General features: G+C 33.7%; 16 protein-coding genes. 9 read left to right on the forward strand and 7 right to left on the reverse strand.

Annotation, left to right across the window (positions count from 1 at the left end; translation table 11 throughout):
- Positions 1–17 precede the first annotated feature (17 nt).
- Both ppsA and AC000W_RS03545 read left to right on the forward strand, forming a co-directional pair.
- Positions 18–2423 carry a phosphoenolpyruvate synthase gene (gene ppsA, locus AC000W_RS03540; protein WP_474746062.1) on the forward strand — a complete coding sequence of 802 codons (2406 nt, stop codon included), beginning with the start codon at positions 18–20 and terminating at the stop codon, positions 2421–2423.
- A 4-nt stretch (positions 2424–2427) separates the two neighbouring features.
- Positions 2428–3375 (forward strand): 1-phosphofructokinase family hexose kinase, encoded by a 948-nt coding sequence (locus tag AC000W_RS03545; RefSeq protein ID WP_474746064.1) that lies wholly within the window; start codon positions 2428–2430, stop codon positions 3373–3375.
- A 509-nt stretch (positions 3376–3884) separates the two neighbouring features.
- On the opposite strand, the gene AC000W_RS03550 is transcribed toward AC000W_RS03545, so the two are convergent.
- Both AC000W_RS03550 and AC000W_RS03555 read right to left on the reverse strand, forming a co-directional pair.
- On the reverse strand, positions 3885–4181 hold the full coding sequence (locus AC000W_RS03550) for a hypothetical protein (RefSeq protein WP_474746066.1): 297 nt from the start codon (positions 4179–4181) through the stop codon (positions 3885–3887).
- Between the two features lie 10 nt (positions 4182–4191).
- Positions 4192–5067, reverse strand: a complete 876-nt coding sequence (locus tag AC000W_RS03555; RefSeq protein WP_474746068.1) for a universal stress protein — start codon at positions 5065–5067, stop codon at positions 4192–4194.
- A gap of 174 nt (positions 5068–5241) precedes the next feature.
- Here AC000W_RS03555 and pta point away from each other — a divergent pair, with 174 nt between their 5' ends.
- Entirely contained in the window at positions 5242–7332 is a 2091-nt protein-coding gene (gene pta, locus AC000W_RS03560; protein WP_474746070.1) for a phosphate acetyltransferase, read from the forward strand.
- 14 nt (positions 7333–7346) lie between these two features.
- The gene (locus AC000W_RS03565; RefSeq protein WP_474746072.1) at positions 7347–8531 is read left to right on the forward strand and encodes an acetate/propionate family kinase; all 1185 of its coding nucleotides are present in this window, start codon (positions 7347–7349) and stop codon (positions 8529–8531) included.
- 63 nt (positions 8532–8594) lie between these two features.
- Here AC000W_RS03565 and AC000W_RS03570 read toward each other — a convergent pair whose 3' ends face one another.
- Both AC000W_RS03570 and AC000W_RS03575 read right to left on the reverse strand, forming a co-directional pair.
- Positions 8595–9071, reverse strand: a complete 477-nt coding sequence (locus AC000W_RS03570; protein ID WP_474746074.1) for a hypothetical protein — start codon at positions 9069–9071, stop codon at positions 8595–8597.
- Between the two features lie 37 nt (positions 9072–9108).
- On the reverse strand, positions 9109–9495 hold the full coding sequence (locus AC000W_RS03575) for a hypothetical protein (RefSeq protein ID WP_474746076.1): 387 nt from the start codon (positions 9493–9495) through the stop codon (positions 9109–9111).
- A gap of 157 nt (positions 9496–9652) precedes the next feature.
- Between AC000W_RS03575 and AC000W_RS03580 the strand changes: the two genes are divergently transcribed.
- The 4 genes from AC000W_RS03580 to AC000W_RS03595 all read left to right on the forward strand — a co-directional run bounded on the left by AC000W_RS03580 (position 9653) and on the right by AC000W_RS03595 (position 14177).
- A complete protein-coding gene (locus AC000W_RS03580) occupies positions 9653–10003 on the forward strand; it encodes a carboxymuconolactone decarboxylase family protein (protein ID WP_474746078.1) in 351 nt (116 codons plus the stop codon).
- Positions 10003–11940 (forward strand): ATP-dependent zinc metalloprotease FtsH, encoded by a 1938-nt coding sequence (gene ftsH / locus AC000W_RS03585; RefSeq protein ID WP_474746081.1) that lies wholly within the window; start codon positions 10003–10005, stop codon positions 11938–11940. Before AC000W_RS03580 ends, ftsH begins: the two co-directional genes overlap by 1 nt.
- A 21-nt stretch (positions 11941–11961) precedes the next feature.
- The gene (locus AC000W_RS03590; protein WP_474746083.1) at positions 11962–13641 is read left to right on the forward strand and encodes an ABC1 kinase family protein; all 1680 of its coding nucleotides are present in this window, start codon (positions 11962–11964) and stop codon (positions 13639–13641) included.
- Positions 13642–13808: 167 nt separating this feature from the next.
- Positions 13809–14177 (forward strand): response regulator, encoded by a 369-nt coding sequence (locus AC000W_RS03595; RefSeq protein WP_474746085.1) that lies wholly within the window; start codon positions 13809–13811, stop codon positions 14175–14177.
- Between the two features lie 58 nt (positions 14178–14235).
- Here AC000W_RS03595 and AC000W_RS03600 read toward each other — a convergent pair whose 3' ends face one another.
- The 3 genes from AC000W_RS03600 to AC000W_RS03610 all read right to left on the reverse strand — a co-directional run bounded on the left by AC000W_RS03600 (position 14236) and on the right by AC000W_RS03610 (position 17292).
- Positions 14236–15003 carry a sigma-70 RNA polymerase sigma factor region 4 domain-containing protein gene (locus AC000W_RS03600; RefSeq protein WP_474746087.1) on the reverse strand — a complete coding sequence of 256 codons (768 nt, stop codon included), beginning with the start codon at positions 15001–15003 and terminating at the stop codon, positions 14236–14238.
- 110 nt (positions 15004–15113) lie between these two features.
- Positions 15114–16184 (reverse strand): response regulator, encoded by a 1071-nt coding sequence (locus AC000W_RS03605; RefSeq protein ID WP_474746089.1) that lies wholly within the window; start codon positions 16182–16184, stop codon positions 15114–15116.
- Positions 16162–17292 carry a PAS domain-containing sensor histidine kinase gene (locus tag AC000W_RS03610; RefSeq protein WP_474746091.1) on the reverse strand — a complete coding sequence of 377 codons (1131 nt, stop codon included), beginning with the start codon at positions 17290–17292 and terminating at the stop codon, positions 16162–16164. Before AC000W_RS03610 ends, AC000W_RS03605 begins: the two co-directional genes overlap by 23 nt.
- 226 nt (positions 17293–17518) lie before the next feature.
- Here AC000W_RS03610 and AC000W_RS03615 point away from each other — a divergent pair, with 226 nt between their 5' ends.
- On the forward strand, positions 17519–18313 hold the full coding sequence (locus AC000W_RS03615) for a patatin-like phospholipase family protein (protein ID WP_474746093.1): 795 nt from the start codon (positions 17519–17521) through the stop codon (positions 18311–18313).

The following is an 18313-nucleotide window of genomic DNA, read 5'->3' on the forward strand; positions in this document are numbered from 1 at the left end:
AAAAACTATAAAAGAAAATGGAATCCAGAATAATTAAATTCAGTGAGATAGGTATTAAGGATATTGCCCATGTAGGGGGCAAAAATGCTTCTTTGGGGGAAATGTACAATCAATTAACATCAGAGGGAATTAAAATTCCCGATGGTTTTGCGACTACTTCCAATGCTTTTTGGGATTTTTTGGAAGAAAATTTAATTAGGAAGCCTTTGGAAAGTGTTTTAAAAGAATTGGATACAGAAAATTATTCCAATTTAAATGAGATTGGGGAAAGGGCAAGAGGACTCATTATGGATGCGGAATTATCAATTTCCATCTCAAAAGAAATAACGGACGCTTATATAAGTTTGTGCGGCAATCATGAAAGTTGTGCAGTTGCCGTAAGAAGTAGTGCTACAGCGGAAGACCTTCCAGATGCAAGTTTTGCTGGGCAACATGATACTTTTTTAAATGTAAAGGGTAAAGATGAAATCTTAATAGCCGTTAAAAAATGTTTTGCCTCATTATATACAAATAGAGCTATTAAATATAGGGATGATAAGGGTTTTAAACATGGAGATGTGGCTCTGTCTGTTGGGGTGCAAAAAATGGTGCGAGCCGATAAAGGCTGCTCAGGGGTAGGTTTTACCATTGAACCAGAATCTGGTTTTGAAAATGCAATATTACTATCTGGGGTTTGGGGGCTAGGAGAGAACATTGTGCAAGGAACTGTTAACCCCGATGAGTTTTATGTTTTTAAGCCAAGCTTAAAGCTGGGCAAGTACCCCATTCTGCAAAAAAAACTTGGAGATAAAAAACTCACTATGGTCTATGGTATAGATACCGAAAACAAACCTATTCTAAATGTAAACACCCCATCCCATAAACAAGAGCAGTATGTACTTACTGATGATGAAATAATTAAACTGGCACAATGGGCCATGCTCATTGAAGAACATTATAATCAACCCATGGATATAGAATGGGCAAAAGATGGAATTACGAATGAATTGTTCATAATTCAAGCTAGACCAGAAACAGTGCACCAAACTAGAAATAAAAGTATTCATATAGAATATAAGTTATTGGAAAAAAGCAAGGTACTAGTGGATGGCAATGCAGTAGGGTCCAAAATAAAAGTGGGCAATGCTGTTTTTCTAAAATCCCCTAGGGATGCTGATGAACTATCTTCAAAAACCATAATTGTAACTGATACCATAACCCCGGATTGGGACCCCCTATTAAAGCGCGTTGGGGGCATTATCACAAATAAAGGTGGAAGAACAAGTCATGCGGCAATAGTTGCTAGAGAATTGGGTGTTCCAGCTATAGTGGGTTGTGGCAATGCAACTTCAAAAATTGCCAATGGAGCTACCATTACAATTTCTTGCGCCGAAGGAAAAACGGGTTATGTATATGAGGGTAATTTAAATTACGAGGAGCGGGAAATAGATTTTTCCAATATAGAAATGCCAAAAGTGGAAGCCAAAATGATTTTGGCAGACCCAGAAAATGCATTTCAACTTTCATTTTACCCAAACGATGGTGTAGGCCTTTTGAGAATGGAGTTCATAATTACGCATATGGTAAAAATACATCCTATGGCACTTGTGGATTATGATAGAATCAAGGATGTATCCGTTAAGAAGGAAATAGAACTACTTACAAAAAACTATAGGAACAAGACAGATTATTTTATTGACAAATTGGCGGAAGGCATTTCTGTGATTGCTTCTGCATTCTACCCAAAGGAAGTGATAGTTAGGTTAAGTGACTTTAAAACCAATGAATATGCCAATTTAGTTGGGGGAAAAGATTTTGAACCAGAAGAAGAAAATCCGATGTTGGGATTTAGGGGAGCCTCAAGATATTATAGTGATTTGTACAAAGAAGGATTTGCATTGGAATGTGCAGCAATAAAAAAGGTGAGGGATACCATTGGACTTACAAACCTCAAGGTAATGGTTCCTTTTTGTAGAACTCTTCAAGAAGGAAAAAGGGTCATCAATATTATGGAAAGCAATGGATTAAAACGAGGGGAGAATGGGCTTAAAGTGTATACCATGGTGGAGATTCCAAGCAATGTGATTTTAGCCAAGGAATTTGCGGAGATTTTTGACGGCTTTTCAATTGGTTCCAATGATTTAACCCAACTTACTTTGGGAATTGATAGAGATTCTGAAATAATGGGTCAGTTGTTTGATGAAAACAATATGGCTGCAAAACGCATGATTACAATGGCTATAAAGTCGGCAAGGGAGACTGGTACAAAAATAGGTCTGTGTGGACAAGCACCCAGTGATTTTCCCGAGTTTGCAAAGTTCTTGGTAAAAGAAGGAATAGACAGTATTTCCTTTAATCCGGATGCATTGCTAAAAGGAATAGAAAATATTAATAAGGCTGAAGAAAGTTTTGTCACTTTTGGTACAGCATTGAGCAGCAATTGAATTAATGAGCAATGTAATTACTCTTACCGTAAATCCAGTCGTTGACAAGAATACTACGATAAGGGGACTTAAACCAAATATTGAATCCCAATGTACCACTCCAATTTATTATGCTGGTGGAGGTGGTGTTAATGTGTCCAGGGCTATTGGAAATCTCGAGGGGTCTTCCAGAGCCATTTATTTGGCAGGCGGACCTACAGGTAAGCATTTGTATAATTTAATGGAACATGAACGATTACTTCAAGAAGTCATAGACATCAATGGTAGTACACGGGAAAATTTATCGGTCAGGGATATTTCCACGGATTTGGAGTATCGCTTTTGTGTGCCAGGACCTTTCGTATTGGAAAAAGAATGGAGAGAAAGTTTAGAATGTATTGAAAAATTTTTAAATGAAGGAGATTATTTTGTGGCCAGTGGAAAACTTCCTCCTGGTATTCCCGATGATTTTTTTGTCAAAGTGGCTTCAATTGTAAAACAAAAAAAAGCAAAATTAATTCTTGATACAAAGGGTAATGCTTTAAAGCAAGCTGTTTCTGGAGATATTTTTCTTTTTAAACCCAATTTGTTGGAAATCAGTGATTTATTTGGTGTTAGTTCTATTTCTTTTTCGGAATTGGAAACATTGGCCAAAAAATTTGTAGAGGAGCATTCCTGTATGGTCATGGTGGTCTCACTTGGAGGAAAGGGTGCTTTGTTGGTTACCAAAAACCTGTTGGAGTATGTACCGGCACCCATAGTTCAACAAAAAAGTATGATAGGAGCGGGGGACAGCATGGTCGCTGGCATGGTTCTTAGTTTATTGGAAGGCAAGTCTTATAGGGAAATGGTACAATATGGAGTAGCTTGTGGAACAGCGGCCACAATGCACCATGGAACTCAACTTTGTCAAAAGGATGACGTGGATGCATTATATGAAGGAATTAAATTAAATATGAAAAAAAAACAATAAACTGACCTAGGTCATTTTCCCAGTAATAAAGACCTTGTATATTAGCTGTATAATTAAATGAAAAACAGTTCTTTGAAAATAATAAAGTATAGGTGTTGGAGAGTAGCAATATAATCCACCCCTTATGAAGGTATCAGAGATACTTCTTAAAACTTTTGATTTCATATGAATTTAGAGATAAGTTTGTGTGCCAATCATGTTAGTGATTATTTAGTAGAGCTCATACTTTCATTGAAACCAGGGTGCCTGCGTACCCTGGTTTCTTTAAAATATCAAGATATGTTCCTGTTCCTTTAGGGGATTGGGAGTCTTAATGAAGAGGTGAATGGAGTTTTTATTGAAAAATTAATCTTTATGTTGCTTTAGAAATAAAGAGATTTAAAGGCTAAATTGGAAGTATTGACAAATTTTATCTTTTCATAGAAAACGGGAGACTTTAGTCTCCCGTTTTTGTTTTATAAAAACCCCATTTTACTATATTTTTTATACTATATGGTTTGAAAAACCATCTACATTTGAATTAAAAAATCTGGGCAAAAAACCGGTAGGATAAAGAATACAAACAAAAAGAAAAGAAATGCCCAAAGAGCGCCCATAAGAAGAGGGTATAGTAAAACACCACCTTCTTTTGTCTTTGGATTTGTGGAATGCGCTATTAATCCGTGGATACCCATGCTAAAAAATGAAAAAATGATTCCTGCAATTATTATGAGGAATATTTTAGAATGTGTTTCTATTATAGAGTATAGATAAAATCCCAATCCCAAGGATATAATAATCAATATGATGTATAATCTTCTCGCCATTTTAATGAATTTATAGAGCTTTTTTAAAATAAAACAGTTGGTGATTGGCACCCCTAAAACTTAACAGAGGTACTTTACCATAAGACTCCATTTTCTTTACCAGATCCCTATGGAACCATTTTTTTAGGAAGCCTTCATTTTCTCTTTCTAGCATCACCATTAAATCTGCATCGGCATCATTGAGGTATTTTATAAGGGAATCAAAAACATTATCCGTAAATAATATTTTAAAATCTATATTCTTGTATGTAACCTTTTTTTGCAGCATTTCTTTGAACCACTCCAAAAGCATATCTCCTTTATATTCTTTTTGTGTTGAAATATGTACGATGTTTATTTTGGCGCTGTATTGTTCTGCCATTTCAGAAAGCTTTCTAATAGCGTAAACATCTTCTTCCTCAAAGTCCGTGGCGTAAACAATGGTTTTGAGAGGCATATAGCTGGCATCGGCCGGAATGGCCATAATGGGGCAGGGAGCTTGGTCAATAAGACGTTTGGTAGTACTTCCCATAATAATTTCTCTTAGAGCACTTCCACCTTTTATTCCGGTAACAATTAAATAGGCATGCCAGTCAACGGCTTTTGAGATTATACCTTGTACAACAGAATTGTTTTCTACCGCCTCTAATTGGATATTTGGGTTCTCCCATTTGTTGCCCAAATGTTGAGTACAGAATTCTTCCAATTTGGAACGGTGCATTTTACGGGCATTTCTTTCCAAATGGGGAAAAGGTTCGTTAAGTCCCTCCGTACTAATGATGGTAGGATATTCAAAAACATGGGTGATGACCAACCGAGTTCCTAATTGTGTACTCATTTCACAGGCATATTTTAAAGCGGCTGCTGAATTCTCTGAGTAATCTGTAGCGTATAGTATTGTTTTCACTTTAATATAGTTATCTATTAGAGTCAAATTTATTAATCTATAACCGTGATGTATATGACCAAAGTCATGCTTAAGGCTTCTTGTTAAACATAATTTTGCAATAACTTATTTAGATTATTAAGAATAAGACCAACAAGAATCTATTAAATTTGATATTAAAGAAGTAGCGTAATAATGAGTAAAGCCATATATATTGCCACAACAGAATCCAATAGTGGAAAGTCCATTATTTCTTTGGGGCTTATGCAAATACTATTGGGCAAGACAGCCCAAGTTGGATATTTTAGACCTATTATTGATGACAATGCCAATGGTATGGATAATCATATCAATACCATGATTTCGTATTTTGATTTAAACCAAAAATATGAGGATACCTATGCCTACACACGTGGTGAGATAATCCAAAAAAAGAATCAGGATAAAGATGATGAAATTATAAGTACCATTATAAGGAAATACAAAGCTATTGAAGATCGCTTTGATTTTATATTGGTGGAAGGCACTGATTTTTCTGGTGAAGGAGCCATAATAGAATGGGATGTTAATGTGTTGATAGCTAAGAATTTAGGTATTCCAACAATTATTCTAGCCAGTGGTATTGGCAAGACCTTAGAAGAACTGGTTGGTAATTTATATATGGCCTGTGACTCTTTTAAAGAAAAAGGTGTTGAGGTTTTAATGGCAGTGGCCAATAAAATACAAGCTGAGAATGTGCCTTTGGTAATAAGTGAATTGAAAATGAAACTTCCCAAAAATGTGCTTGCGGGAGTTATACCATTAAATCCTGTTTTGGCTAAACCCACGGTAAAGGAAATTGTGGAAAACCTTAAGGGTAAAATTTTATTTGGGGAATCGTATATCAATAACCAAGCAGGAGCTTATAGTGTAGGTGCTATGCAGCTACGTAATTATTTGACCCATTTAAAAAAGGAAAGTTTAGTCATTACCCCTGGAGATAGGGCAGATATAATTTTGGGAGCGCTACAGGCGAATATTTCCAGTAATTATCCTACTATTTCTGGGATTGTCCTTACGGGGGGGCTGATACCCGAAGACTCTATTATTAAACTAATGGAGGGCTTAACAGATATTGTTCCAATCGTTTCCGTAAAGGGTGGCACTTTTTCCATTACCAATAGAATTGGTGCCATTAAATCAAAAATATATGCTGAGAATTCACAGAAAATAAAGACGTCCATTCAGGATTTTGAAAAATTTGTGCCTGTTGATGATTTGGCAGAGCGTCTAATAACATTTGAACCTGAAGGGATAACACCAAGAATGTTTCAGTATAACCTTTTGAAAAGGGCAAAATCACAAAAGAAACATATAGTGCTGCCAGAAGGAACAGATGAACGTATTCTTATTGCGACAAAACAATTGATAGATTCCAATGCGGTGAAAATTACGTTATTGGGAGACCCTAAGGAAATTGAAGCCAAAATCTTGCAACTGGATATTTCTCTTGATTTGAATGAAATCGCAATCATAAACCCGACTGAATCCTCAAATTTTGAAGATTACACCAATACATTATATGAATTACGGAAGCACAAAAACATAAACCTTGCAGTGGCCCGTGATCTTATGGGAGATGTCTCCTATTTTGGCACCATGATGGTCTATAAAGGTCATGCAGATGGTATGGTTTCCGGAGCCGTACATACTACCCAGCATACCATACGCCCAGCTCTTCAGTTAGTAAAAACAGTCCCAGGTGTTTCTGTGGTATCTTCGGTATTTTTTATGTGTTTGGACAATCGGGTGACCATTTTTGGTGATTGCGCCATTAATCCAAACCCAACAGCAGAGCAGTTGGCTGAAATTGCAATTTCTTCAGCAACTACAAGTTTGGCATTTGGAATTGAACCTCGTATAGCCATGTTATCCTATTCTTCGGGAAGTTCTGGTACTGGGGAGGATGTGGATAGAGTTCGTAAGGCAACGGAATTAGTAAAGAAAATGAGACCTGATTTAAAAGTAGAGGGACCTATACAATATGATGCCGCTGTGGATATAGGGGTAGCTAAAAATAAAATGCCAGATTCCAAAGTTGCAGGCAGGGCAAGTGTATTTATTTTCCCCGATTTAAATACGGGGAACAATACTTATAAGGCAGTGCAAAGGGAAACAGGAGCTTTGGCCATAGGGCCAATGTTACAGGGACTAAAGAAGCCCGTGAATGATTTAAGTCGTGGCTGTACAGTGGAAGATATTTTCAATACGGTCATAATTACGGCAATACAGGCACAAGGAATTTAAAAATGGATGTTGTAATGAAAGTATTGGTTATTAATTCGGGAAGTTCATCCATAAAATATCAGTTAATAGAAATGCCTTCAGAAAAAGTAATTTGTGAAGGTATTATAGAACGAATAAGTTCCAAGAAAGCTATTATAAAATATAAAACGAGTAAAATATCAATTGAAGAAGAGGAAGAAATATTGACCCACCAAGTTGGATTAAAAAAAATAGCAGCGTTTTTATTGGATTCAGAAAAAGGTGTTATTGCTGATGTAAAAGAAATTGATGCTGTAGGCCATAGGGTTGTTCATGGAGGGAATACTTATTCCAAAACAACTTTGGTAAACCGGGAGGTAAAAGACAAAATTAAAGAATATTCGGTATTAGCTCCTTTACACAATCCCCACAATTTGGAAGGAATTGTGCTAGCAGAGCATATTTTTAACGCTGCCAAACAGGTTGCGGTTTTTGATACCGCTTTTCATCAATCCATACCCATAAAGGCAAAAAAGTATGCCATTCCCAATGAACTGTACACAAAGTATGGAATTCAGGTATATGGTTTTCACGGCACAAGCCATAAGTATGTTTCCGAAAAGGCCATTGATTATTTGCAGAACCCAAAAGCAAAAATAATCTCAATCCATTTAGGGAATGGCTGTAGTATAACAGCAATAGAGAATGGAAAAAGTTTGGACCATAGTTTGGGATTTACCCCTTCCAACGGACTCATTATGGGTTCTAGAAGTGGAGATATAGACCATTCCATTATTTTTCATTTTGTAAATATTCTAGGTTATGATTTGTACAAGGTCGAAGAAATATTACTTAAAAAAAGTGGTATGTTGGGACTTACCGGATATAGTGATTTAAGGGATATACAAGCCGAGGCAGAAAAAGGAAGTGCAGACTGTATTTTGGCTTTGGAAATGAACGCCTATCGTATTAAAAAATATATTGGGTCTTATGGAGCTATCATGAACGGTTTGGATGCAATCATATTTACAGCTGGAGTAGGAGAAAATTCAAGTGTGCTCAGGGAACTTGTTTGTTCAAATATGGATTATTTAAAAATTAATTTAGATAAGGAAAAAAACAAACTGAAATCAAATTCTCTGAGGGATATAAGCACCTCTTCTTCCAAGGTTAAAATTTTGGTCATCCCGACCAATGAAGAATTGGAAATAGCAAAGCAGGCATTTCAATTGGTCCGTTAAATGAACATCCGTTTTTAAAACAAAGTATTGCCTATATTTTAAAAACGGATGCCACTTATTACCTTAATTGTATTCTTTGGACTCCAATAATCCAGGATGATATTTCTTTAAAAAAGCGTTTCTGGTAGAATCCATTTTCTTCATCATTTCTTGTAATTCTGAATGTTGTTTTTCCCAATTTTTAAAAAAATAGTCCTCAGTAAAGAAATCTTTCATAAAAAGGGAATCAGTCTCGGGAAAGTAAGAGAATCTATTTTTCCAAGAAAAAGGAACCCTTTCATCAAAAAACCCCCTAAAGGAATCCATAATACTATCCAGATTTACTTTTAGTGAGTCACCTTCGATATTGGAATAGGAATAGGAGTAGATAGAATCATATTTAATAAGATTTCCAAACTCATCGTATTCTTTTTTTGCATCCCACTGTCCTTCGGGTTTTTCAGCAGTTTCTTTCTTTTCTTCTTTTTCTGACTTATTTTTTTCTTGTCCATTACATCCAGCAATGAGTAATAGTAACAAGAACGCTATTGCCTTTTTCATTTTAATAAGATTAAGATTTTTGAATTATTTTTTTTCATTAATTAATTCTTCTTGTAGTACTTCTATTGCTTCTACCTCTATTTAAATTGTTTTCATCATGGTAGCGTTTTATATTGTCCCCATTATATTCTCTTACCCTTTCATATCTGGACCTTCTTAAATCAATACCATTATATTTTGGAGGCAATGTATTGACCCGTATCCAAGTACCCCTATCCAAATAGATATAATTTCTTAATGTTAAATCAAAATAGAAATTGTATTCGGGAAAATAGACATATCGTACTACTTCCAACCTATTTGGATAGAACCATGGTGGGGGAGGGTGGTCTGGTCTAGATGTAATTACAATAGAACCACAACTTTCAAAAGCTAAAAGACCTAAAATGGAAATGACTAGAATATGAAACTTTGTTCTTTTCATGTCTTATTAATTTAATTCTATAAAGTAAGTTGATAGTCAATAAATTGAAAATGATATAAATCATTTTATAAGATATAGATATGAAATAGTTTTGAATCTCTCAGTGATATGGCAATCATTGGTTAAGAATTAATTTACCTCACTAAATATTTATAAAATGGCAAAGGACTATTCAAAAAATTATAATGACTTATCGAAGAACATGCAAAAGTTAGGTGAAAGAATACCTACTGTAATGAACAGTTTCTCCTCATTGCATGAGGCAGGTATAACCCAAGGAGCATTAACTTCCAAAACTAAAGAACTCATAGCACTGGGGATTGCAATTACTGTTCGCTGTGATGGTTGTATCGCTTTTCATGTTCATGATGCATTACAATCTGGGGCAACTTCTGAAGAGATTTTAGAAACTATTGGAGTGGCCATACTAATGGGTGGTGGACCATCTGTGGTATATGGATGTGAGGCCATGGAAGCACTGGACCAATTTGTAATATTGGAAAAATAATGAATGAAGATCTTGAACCATCAAAAAGCAATAAACCAAAATTTACTTCTGGGGTTTATTGGATATATGTTGTATTGACTGTTTTCATTATTCTATTTTCTTTTTTATCAAATCCTATTGCTGCTACAAAAGAGATAGGATGGTTAGAATTTGAAAAGGACATGTTAAGTCAGCATGAAGTGGATAAGATTATAGTTGTCAATAAAGAAGTGGCAGAAATATATATTAAGGAAAAACATCTAAAAGATTCAAAATACGAGAATATCGCAGAAAATCTGTTTAAGACCAAAATAGGCCCACATTATAATCTTTATATAGGGTCAGTTGAAAGTTTTGAAAATAAGTTACAGAAAGCACAACAGGGTTTCCCAGTAGAAAGTAAAATTGATGTTAGATACATAAATCGCACCAATTGGACCAGTATTGTTACTTGGTTATTTCCATTGGTAATTATAGTTTTCTTTTGGATCTTAATCTATAGAAGAATGGGAACGGGTGGAATGGGAAACTCTATTTTTACTTTTGGAAAGTCAACAGCAAAACTTTTGGGCACGGATACAAAAAGTACAGTTACGTTCAATGATGTTGCGGGTCTAAAAGAAGCCAAAATAGAAGTAAAGGAAATAGTTGATTTTCTTAAAAACCCACAGGAATATACAAGACTTGGGGCTAAGATACCAAAAGGTGTTATGCTTGTAGGCCCTCCAGGAACTGGTAAAACTTTAATGGCAAGAGCAGTGGCAGGAGAGGCTAAAGTGCCATTTTTTTCTTTATCTGGTTCAGAGTTTGTAGAAATGTTTGTTGGAGTAGGGGCTTCAAGGGTAAGGGATTTATTTAAACAAGCTAAAGAAAAAGCCCCTAGTATTATTTTTATTGATGAAATTGATGCTATTGGTCGTTCCCGTGGCAAGGCCAATTCATTTCAGGCAAATGATGAAAGAGAAAGTACTTTAAACCAGTTGTTGACTGAGTTGGATGGGTTTGGTACAAACACAGGTGTTATTGTTCTCGCCGCTACAAATAGGGCAGATATTCTTGATAAAGCATTATTGCGCCCAGGTAGGTTTGATCGTCATATTTATTTGGAATTACCCACTAAAGAAGAACGCAAAGAGATATTTCAGGTTCATTTAAGACCCATAAAAAAAGAACCAAATGTTGATGTGGACATTTTGGCTTCGTTAACCCCTGGTTTTTCCGGGGCGGATATTGCCAATATTTGCAATGAAGCTGCATTGATAGCTGCAAGGAAAAAAAAGGTAAGGGTAGAACAAGAAGATTTTATGCAAGCCAGAGATCGAGTTGTAGGCGGTCTTGAAAGGAAAAGTAAAATTATTTCTCCTAAAGAAAAAAAAATTGTTGCCTATCATGAAGCGGGCCATGCCGTTGCAAGTTGGCATTTAAAAAATGTAGCTTCTTTGGTCAAGGTTTCCATTATTCCAAGAGGTAAATCCTTGGGGGCTGCATGGTATTTGCCAGAAGAACACCAGATAATCACTAAAAGTCAATTCATGGACCAAATTTGTGCTTCATTGGGAGGTAGGGCAGCAGAAGAAATAATTTTTAATGAAGTCTCTTCTAGTGCCTTGGATGATTTAGAAAAAGTCACCAAGCAGGCTTATAATATGGTAGCCTATTATGGATTGGACAAAGAGATTGGTAATATAAGTTTTTATGATTCTACTGGAGAAAATGAGCGCTTGTTATGGAAACCATACAGTGAGAATATGGCTATGCAGATTGATAAGGAAGTTCAAAACCTTATAAGTGACGCTTATGAAAGAACCAAGAAACTATTGATTATTCATAGAGAGGAATTAGAAAATTTAGCACAACTTTTATTAAAAAAAGAAGTGATTTATGAAGAGGGTTTAGAAAAGGTTTTGGGAGTCAGAACCCCAGAAACCTTAAAGAGCACATACAAAATTGTTAATTAAAAGAGGAACTAAGAAGGTGTGATGGGGGTAAAATTTCTTAAATCAAAAGAACTTAAAAGATATAATAGGCTTTTTACTGTACTTGCCAAGTATGGATTTGAAAATGTCATAGCCAGTAACAGGTTTAAAAACTTAATACCAAATAGTTATCTAGAAAAACATCCAGATACTCAAAAAAATATTTCTTTTTCAAAATTTGAGCGTATAAGAATGGTTTTGGAAGAATTGGGGCCTAGTTATGTGAAATTAGGTCAGATTTTCAGCAATAGAGAAGATATGTTCCCTAAAGATTTAATTGTTGAACTGGAAAAATTACAAGATCATTCCCTTCCTTTAAAAGATTTTATAGCTGATAAAGTTATAGAAGAAGAACTTAACATTGTAGTTACTGATTTTTTTAAGTTCATTGACCCTGAACCACTTGCTTCTGCATCTCTTGCACAGGTGCATAAGGCACAACTACTTAATGGGGAGGATGTAATTCTCAAAATTCAACGACCCAATATCGAGGGGGTTATAGACGCTGATATCTTGATAATGAAACAAATTGCCCAAAGCCTTGAAAAACACAGTGCGCAAGCACAAGCTTTTCAACCTATGCAAATTGTAGCTTCATTTGAAAGAAGCATCAAGGAAGAGCTTCAGTTTTTAAGAGAAATAGATAACATGGAGCAGTTCGCCAAAAATTTTAAGAATAATGAGGCTATTCATGTACCGGTTGTATATAGAGAACTATCCACTAATAGAATAATATGTATGGAGTTTATTGAGGGAGTCAAGGTATCAAAATTAGATACCTTAAATTCTTTGAATATAGATTCTGCCCTAGTGGCAAAAGTTGGTGTAGACCTATATATGGAACAAGTACTGGAACATGGTTTTTTTCATGCTGATCCACATCCCGGAAATATTTTTGTATTGCCAAAAACCAGACAGATTTGTTTTTTGGATTTTGGTATGATGGGAACAATAATGCCAAAAGATAGGGAGGCCTTAAGTAACCTTCTTCTTTGTTTTTTGCAAAAAGACTTCAAGAAAATTATTCCACTACTGGAAAGTATTGCTGTAAAAACTGAAATTACAAATAGAAAAAAACTAGAGTATGACTTGTATGAATTGGTGGAAGGAGTTAGTAATACAGCCATTCAAAATATAAAATTGGGGAATACACTTACACAATTCAAGAATATTCTTTTTGAGAACAAGATAGTATTGCCACATTATCTGTATATGCTTATGCGCTCTTTGATTATTATAGAAGGTGTTGGACTTAAATTAGATCCAGAATTTAATATTACAGATAATTTACAACCATATCTTTCTAAGATAGCCCGAAATAGATTTAATTTTAAGCACCTTTTTAAAAAGAATTTGACACGTTTATGGAATATGAGCGATTTTGTAAGTAATCTTCCAGAGGATTTAAATGGTATATTAAAGAAGATAAAAGATGGCAAATTAGTAGTGGTCCATGAACATAAGGGGTTAAAAGAACTTCAACACTCATTGAGTAAAGCCTCCAACCGATTGGCATTTGCGGTTATAATTGCTGCTTTGTCTATAGGGTCTTCAATTTTAGTTATGACAAAAATGCCGCCAATGGTATATGGAGTCCCATTGTTGGGTGCAATAGGATTTGTATTATCTGCTATACTAGGTTTCTATATTGTTATTTCTATATTCAAGAACGACCAATTTTAAAAACCTCAGATTCATATTTTTTAGTATTTAAAAAGGGTGAGTTTAGATTATAATGAACAACACTTGACCAATCCTTAAATTTCTTGTGTTTCCTATTAAGAAATTACTTACTTTTAAACAATACCCCCTAAGTTTTTATTATTGTTAAACACAAATTGTTTGTAAAAGTGGCTACCATTCTAATCATTGAAGATAATCGTGTCATTAGGGAAAATACAGCCGAATTTTTAGAAATGGAAGGGTTTAGAACTATTACTGCTAATAATGGAAAAGAGGGCCTGGATAAAATATCTCTTTCTATTCCAGACATTATAGTTTGCGATATTCTTATGCCTGAAATGGATGGTTTTGAACTACTAGAAGAATTGGGAAAAAACCCATACCATAAGAGAATACCAGTAATTTTTTTTAGTGCAAAAAGTGAAAAATCTGAAATTAAAAAGGCATTTGATTTTGGAGTATATGACTATATTGTAAAACCTTCTGATTTGGAAGACCTTATATTATCTATACAGCAATGTTTGCAAAGAAGTTAGCCTTTTTTGGATTGTTTTCTATTGATAATGTGAATTGCTAAATCTGCATTGTGAATTCTTACTTATTTCTAAAATACCTATTGTAAAAACTTGTTTCAAGAATTTTTCTTGCTTCTTCCAATAAAGATTCAACTTCCTGAATAGTATGGTTTCGTATTTGGGCAATTTCATCCAAATTAAATTGTTGTTCTGTAAATAGGTCAAAAACTGCTTGCATAGAAGGAGGTAAATGATGCATTACCATTTCAGTGTGTTTTATAATATTTTCTTTGCCTAAATCCCTATTTAATTTGACCATTAAGTCTTTATAACTATCGTCTAAAAAAATATTCTTCGAAATATAATCGTGTTTTCTATAAGAGATATCATCCATTTCTTCCATCATAACTAAATCGCCATCCCCATCTGTGGTAAATTTTTCAGCCATATCATCCCATTCAGCCCTAGAATAATCATCAATGTTCTCAAAAAAAAGTGTATCAAATTCTTCTTCAATGATAACATCTTCCATTAATTGGTCAGCCTTTTTAAATAACCATGTATGAAAGTCTTTTTTGTTTTCAATTTCATCCAGGTTGTCATAAACTTCAATAAAAAGTTGATCCACAAAATCATCAATTTTGTACTTGCCTTTTGAAATATTGCCTTTGGATATTGCCGTATATAATCTTTTAGAAATATATTTTTTTACTTTGGGTAAAATTTTAATCAGTAATGCATTGAATGAGGTTTTATCCTCTTTGTCTTTGAATTCTATAAGACTGGGAAATATATTTGATATATATATGCGAAATTCTTTTTCACTGTAATTTACTGTGCTTTCCATGGTTAATTATTTTATCTTTTATAAACACCATAAAAATGCAAACTTGCTATGTTAGTTGAAATGATATATATCATGAATGAACTTTTTTATTGATTTTTTCATTAAAAAACTTAACCGAAATTTGAAATATGATTTAGTTTATTTTTGTCTATAAGAATAATTCTTCTACCTTGATCTGTAGCTATTAAACCTTCATCCTTAAAATTTGATAGTGTTCGAATTGCAGTTTCGGTTGCCGTTCCTATCATCCCCGCAAAATCTTCTCGTGGAATACCAATGCCATTTTGAGCTTTATCATGGATTATACCGTTTTCATATAATTTTAAAAGTGCTTTTGCTGCTCGTTGTCGAACGGAGACAAATGCCATATCTATTAGTTGTTCTTGAAGATTAATTAAATTATTTGAAATCATTTCAATAAACTTTTGAGAAACCATATGGTTTCCATAAAGTAGTTTTGTAAAATCGTTTTTTGGTATTTCAAATATTTCTGCATCTTCGATTATGATTGCGGTTTCGGAATAGGTGCCCCTATCGCTTACCAAGGATAGTTGACCTATAAAATTACCAGCACCATAAATACCAGTAACAAGTTCTTTTCCAGATTCTGTACTCTTATAAGTTTTAATAATACCACTTTCTATAAAATATAGAGAATGGGCAGCATCTTCTTCCCAAAATACAATTTCTTTTTTCTTAATTTTTTTTAAACGCTGGTCTTTATATAGACTTTCCAAATCAACATATTGTGATGCTTCTTTTAAAAAAACATTAATCCCTTCCATGTTTTTAGCAATTTCTTTTTTAAGAAAATCATGTTTCTTTAGCCTACTAAAAATTGCATCTAGTAATTCCTTTTCCTCAAAGGGTTTGGTTAAATAATCATCTGCTCCCAAGTTCATGCCCATTCGTATGTCTGCTTTACTTGTTTTTGCTGTCAAAAATATAAAAGGAATACTTGCGGTTGCGCTATTTTTACTCAAGGCCTTTATTACTTCATATCCATTCAATTCTGGCATCATGATATCGCAAATAATTAAATCGGGCACATCTTTTTTTGCTTTTTCCACTCCAATTTTACCATTTTCAGCGGTAGTTGTTATATAATTTGCCAATTCTAAAATATCAGCTGTATTTTCCCGAACATCTTTATTGTCCTCAATTAGTAGTATTTTTTTCATTTTCTTTTAGATTTAAGGGTAGGTGTATTATAAAAGAGGTTCCTATGTTTACTTTACTAGTAAAGCTTATAGTACCTCCCATTAATTCTATATATTGTTTTACTATATGCAATCCCAATCCGGTACCTTGTATATTAGTTGCATTATTGGCACGGTAAAAACGTTCAAATAAGTTCTTTTGCTCATCTTCTGGAATCCCGATACCTTCATCTATAACTTCTAATGATAAATACTCTTTTTTTTGATTTAGGTTGAATAGTATTTTTGTGTTTTCACCTGAATATTTTATGGAATTTGATAAAATATTTATAAGAATATGGCTTAATAATTTTGGATCTAAGTAAGTATTTATGACTTTATTATTATGTTCAAAAATTATAATTTGACCATTTTTTTTGCTAGATTCCATTTCCTCAATCAATAATTTTGTGAATTGAACAAGCTCAAAATATTGTGGTTTAACTTTTATTTTCCCTTCTTCAAGCTTTCCAAGGGATAGAAAATCATTTAGGATAACTACTAGATTTTTTACATTTGTTCTTATTCTAGCCACATGTTTTTCCCTTCTTTCTTCCATTCCAGGTTCATTTTGTTTTCCAATTAGAATAGCTGAAGACAAAATTGCACTTAACGGTGTACGAAATTCATGCGAGGCCATGGATATAAAACGAGACTTAAGTTCATTTACCTCTTGCTCCAGTTTAAGGGCATTTGTCAACTCTTGTTGTGCCCGTTTTTGTTTTGAAATATTGGTATAAACAAATAAAATTTTTGGAGCTGGGTTATGACTTGTGTGCAGTGGAATAGAGGTTGCAGAATATATTTTGTTCATATACTCTACTTCAAAGACTAAATTGTTTCCTTGTAATGTTTTTTGAATATCTTCTTTTATTTTTGAAATCTGTTTCTGAGAAAGAATTGTAATATCATAAATACTATGACCAATATTTTTTGCATTAATTAGTTCTCCAGAATTGTATCCAAGCATATGTTCATATGATGGGTTTGTCATTAGAATATTGCCTTGTATATCCACTACTAATATTGCCTCCAAAGAAGATTCAAAAATACTTTGATAAAGGGTTATGTCAACTGCTTGATTTTCCATGTTTTATATAATACTATATTCTTTAGCATAATTGCCTCTATTATGGACAATCATAACTTCTATATACTTAGATTACAAAAGTTAATCAAAAGTATCAGTGCCATCTGTTCTGAGAAATGATATTGGTCATTAACACTTAAGTATTAAAAAGGAAAATATGATACATATCATTTTATTATTGTTCTGTATAAAATATTTTCGAAGTAATAATCAAACTTTATATAAAATGAATACGGGATTAGTACTTTCAGGTGGAGGAGTTAGAGGTATTGCCCATATTGGAGCAATAAAGGCATTAGAAGAACATGATATTTTTCCTACTCATATAGCTGGCACAAGTTCAGGAGCTATTGTAGGGGCTTTATATGCTTGGGGACGTAAATGGGATGAAATATTGGATTTTTTTAAAACAATTCAAATTTTTAAAATAGACAAATTTGCCAGAAAAAAACCAGGATTTGTAGATACTGAAAAATTTTACAATTTACTGGCGGCATATTTACCAATAGATGATTTTGAAAGTTTAAAAAAACCTCTTTTTATCACTGCAACTAATATTCTAGATGGTAGTTTAAAGGTGTTTAACAAAGGAGAACTAATTAGACCTATTTTAGCTTCTGCTGCTTTTCCTGGTGTCTTTACTCCTGTAAAAGTCAATAATGAGTATTATGTGGATGGGGGAACATTGAATAACTTTCCTGTAGATTTAATACAGATGTATTGTGACCAGATTGTTGGTGTATACGTGAATTATTTTGATGAAATAAAAATTGAAAGTCTTAAACACTCATATTCTGTTTTGGAACGCGCTTATAAAATAAGAACAGCAAATGATTCAATATTAAAATTTGATGATTGTGATTTATTAATTTGCCCAAAGAACATAGGGGGTTTCAGTACTTTCTCTTTAAAAGATATAGATGTCATTTTTGAGCTTGGTTACCAAGCAGCAAATGAAGCTTTACAAGCTAAAAACAGATTACTAATTCCAAAAATTTCCATTAGCTCTATTCAAAATTAA

Source organism: Saonia sp., from assembly GCF_056326165.1.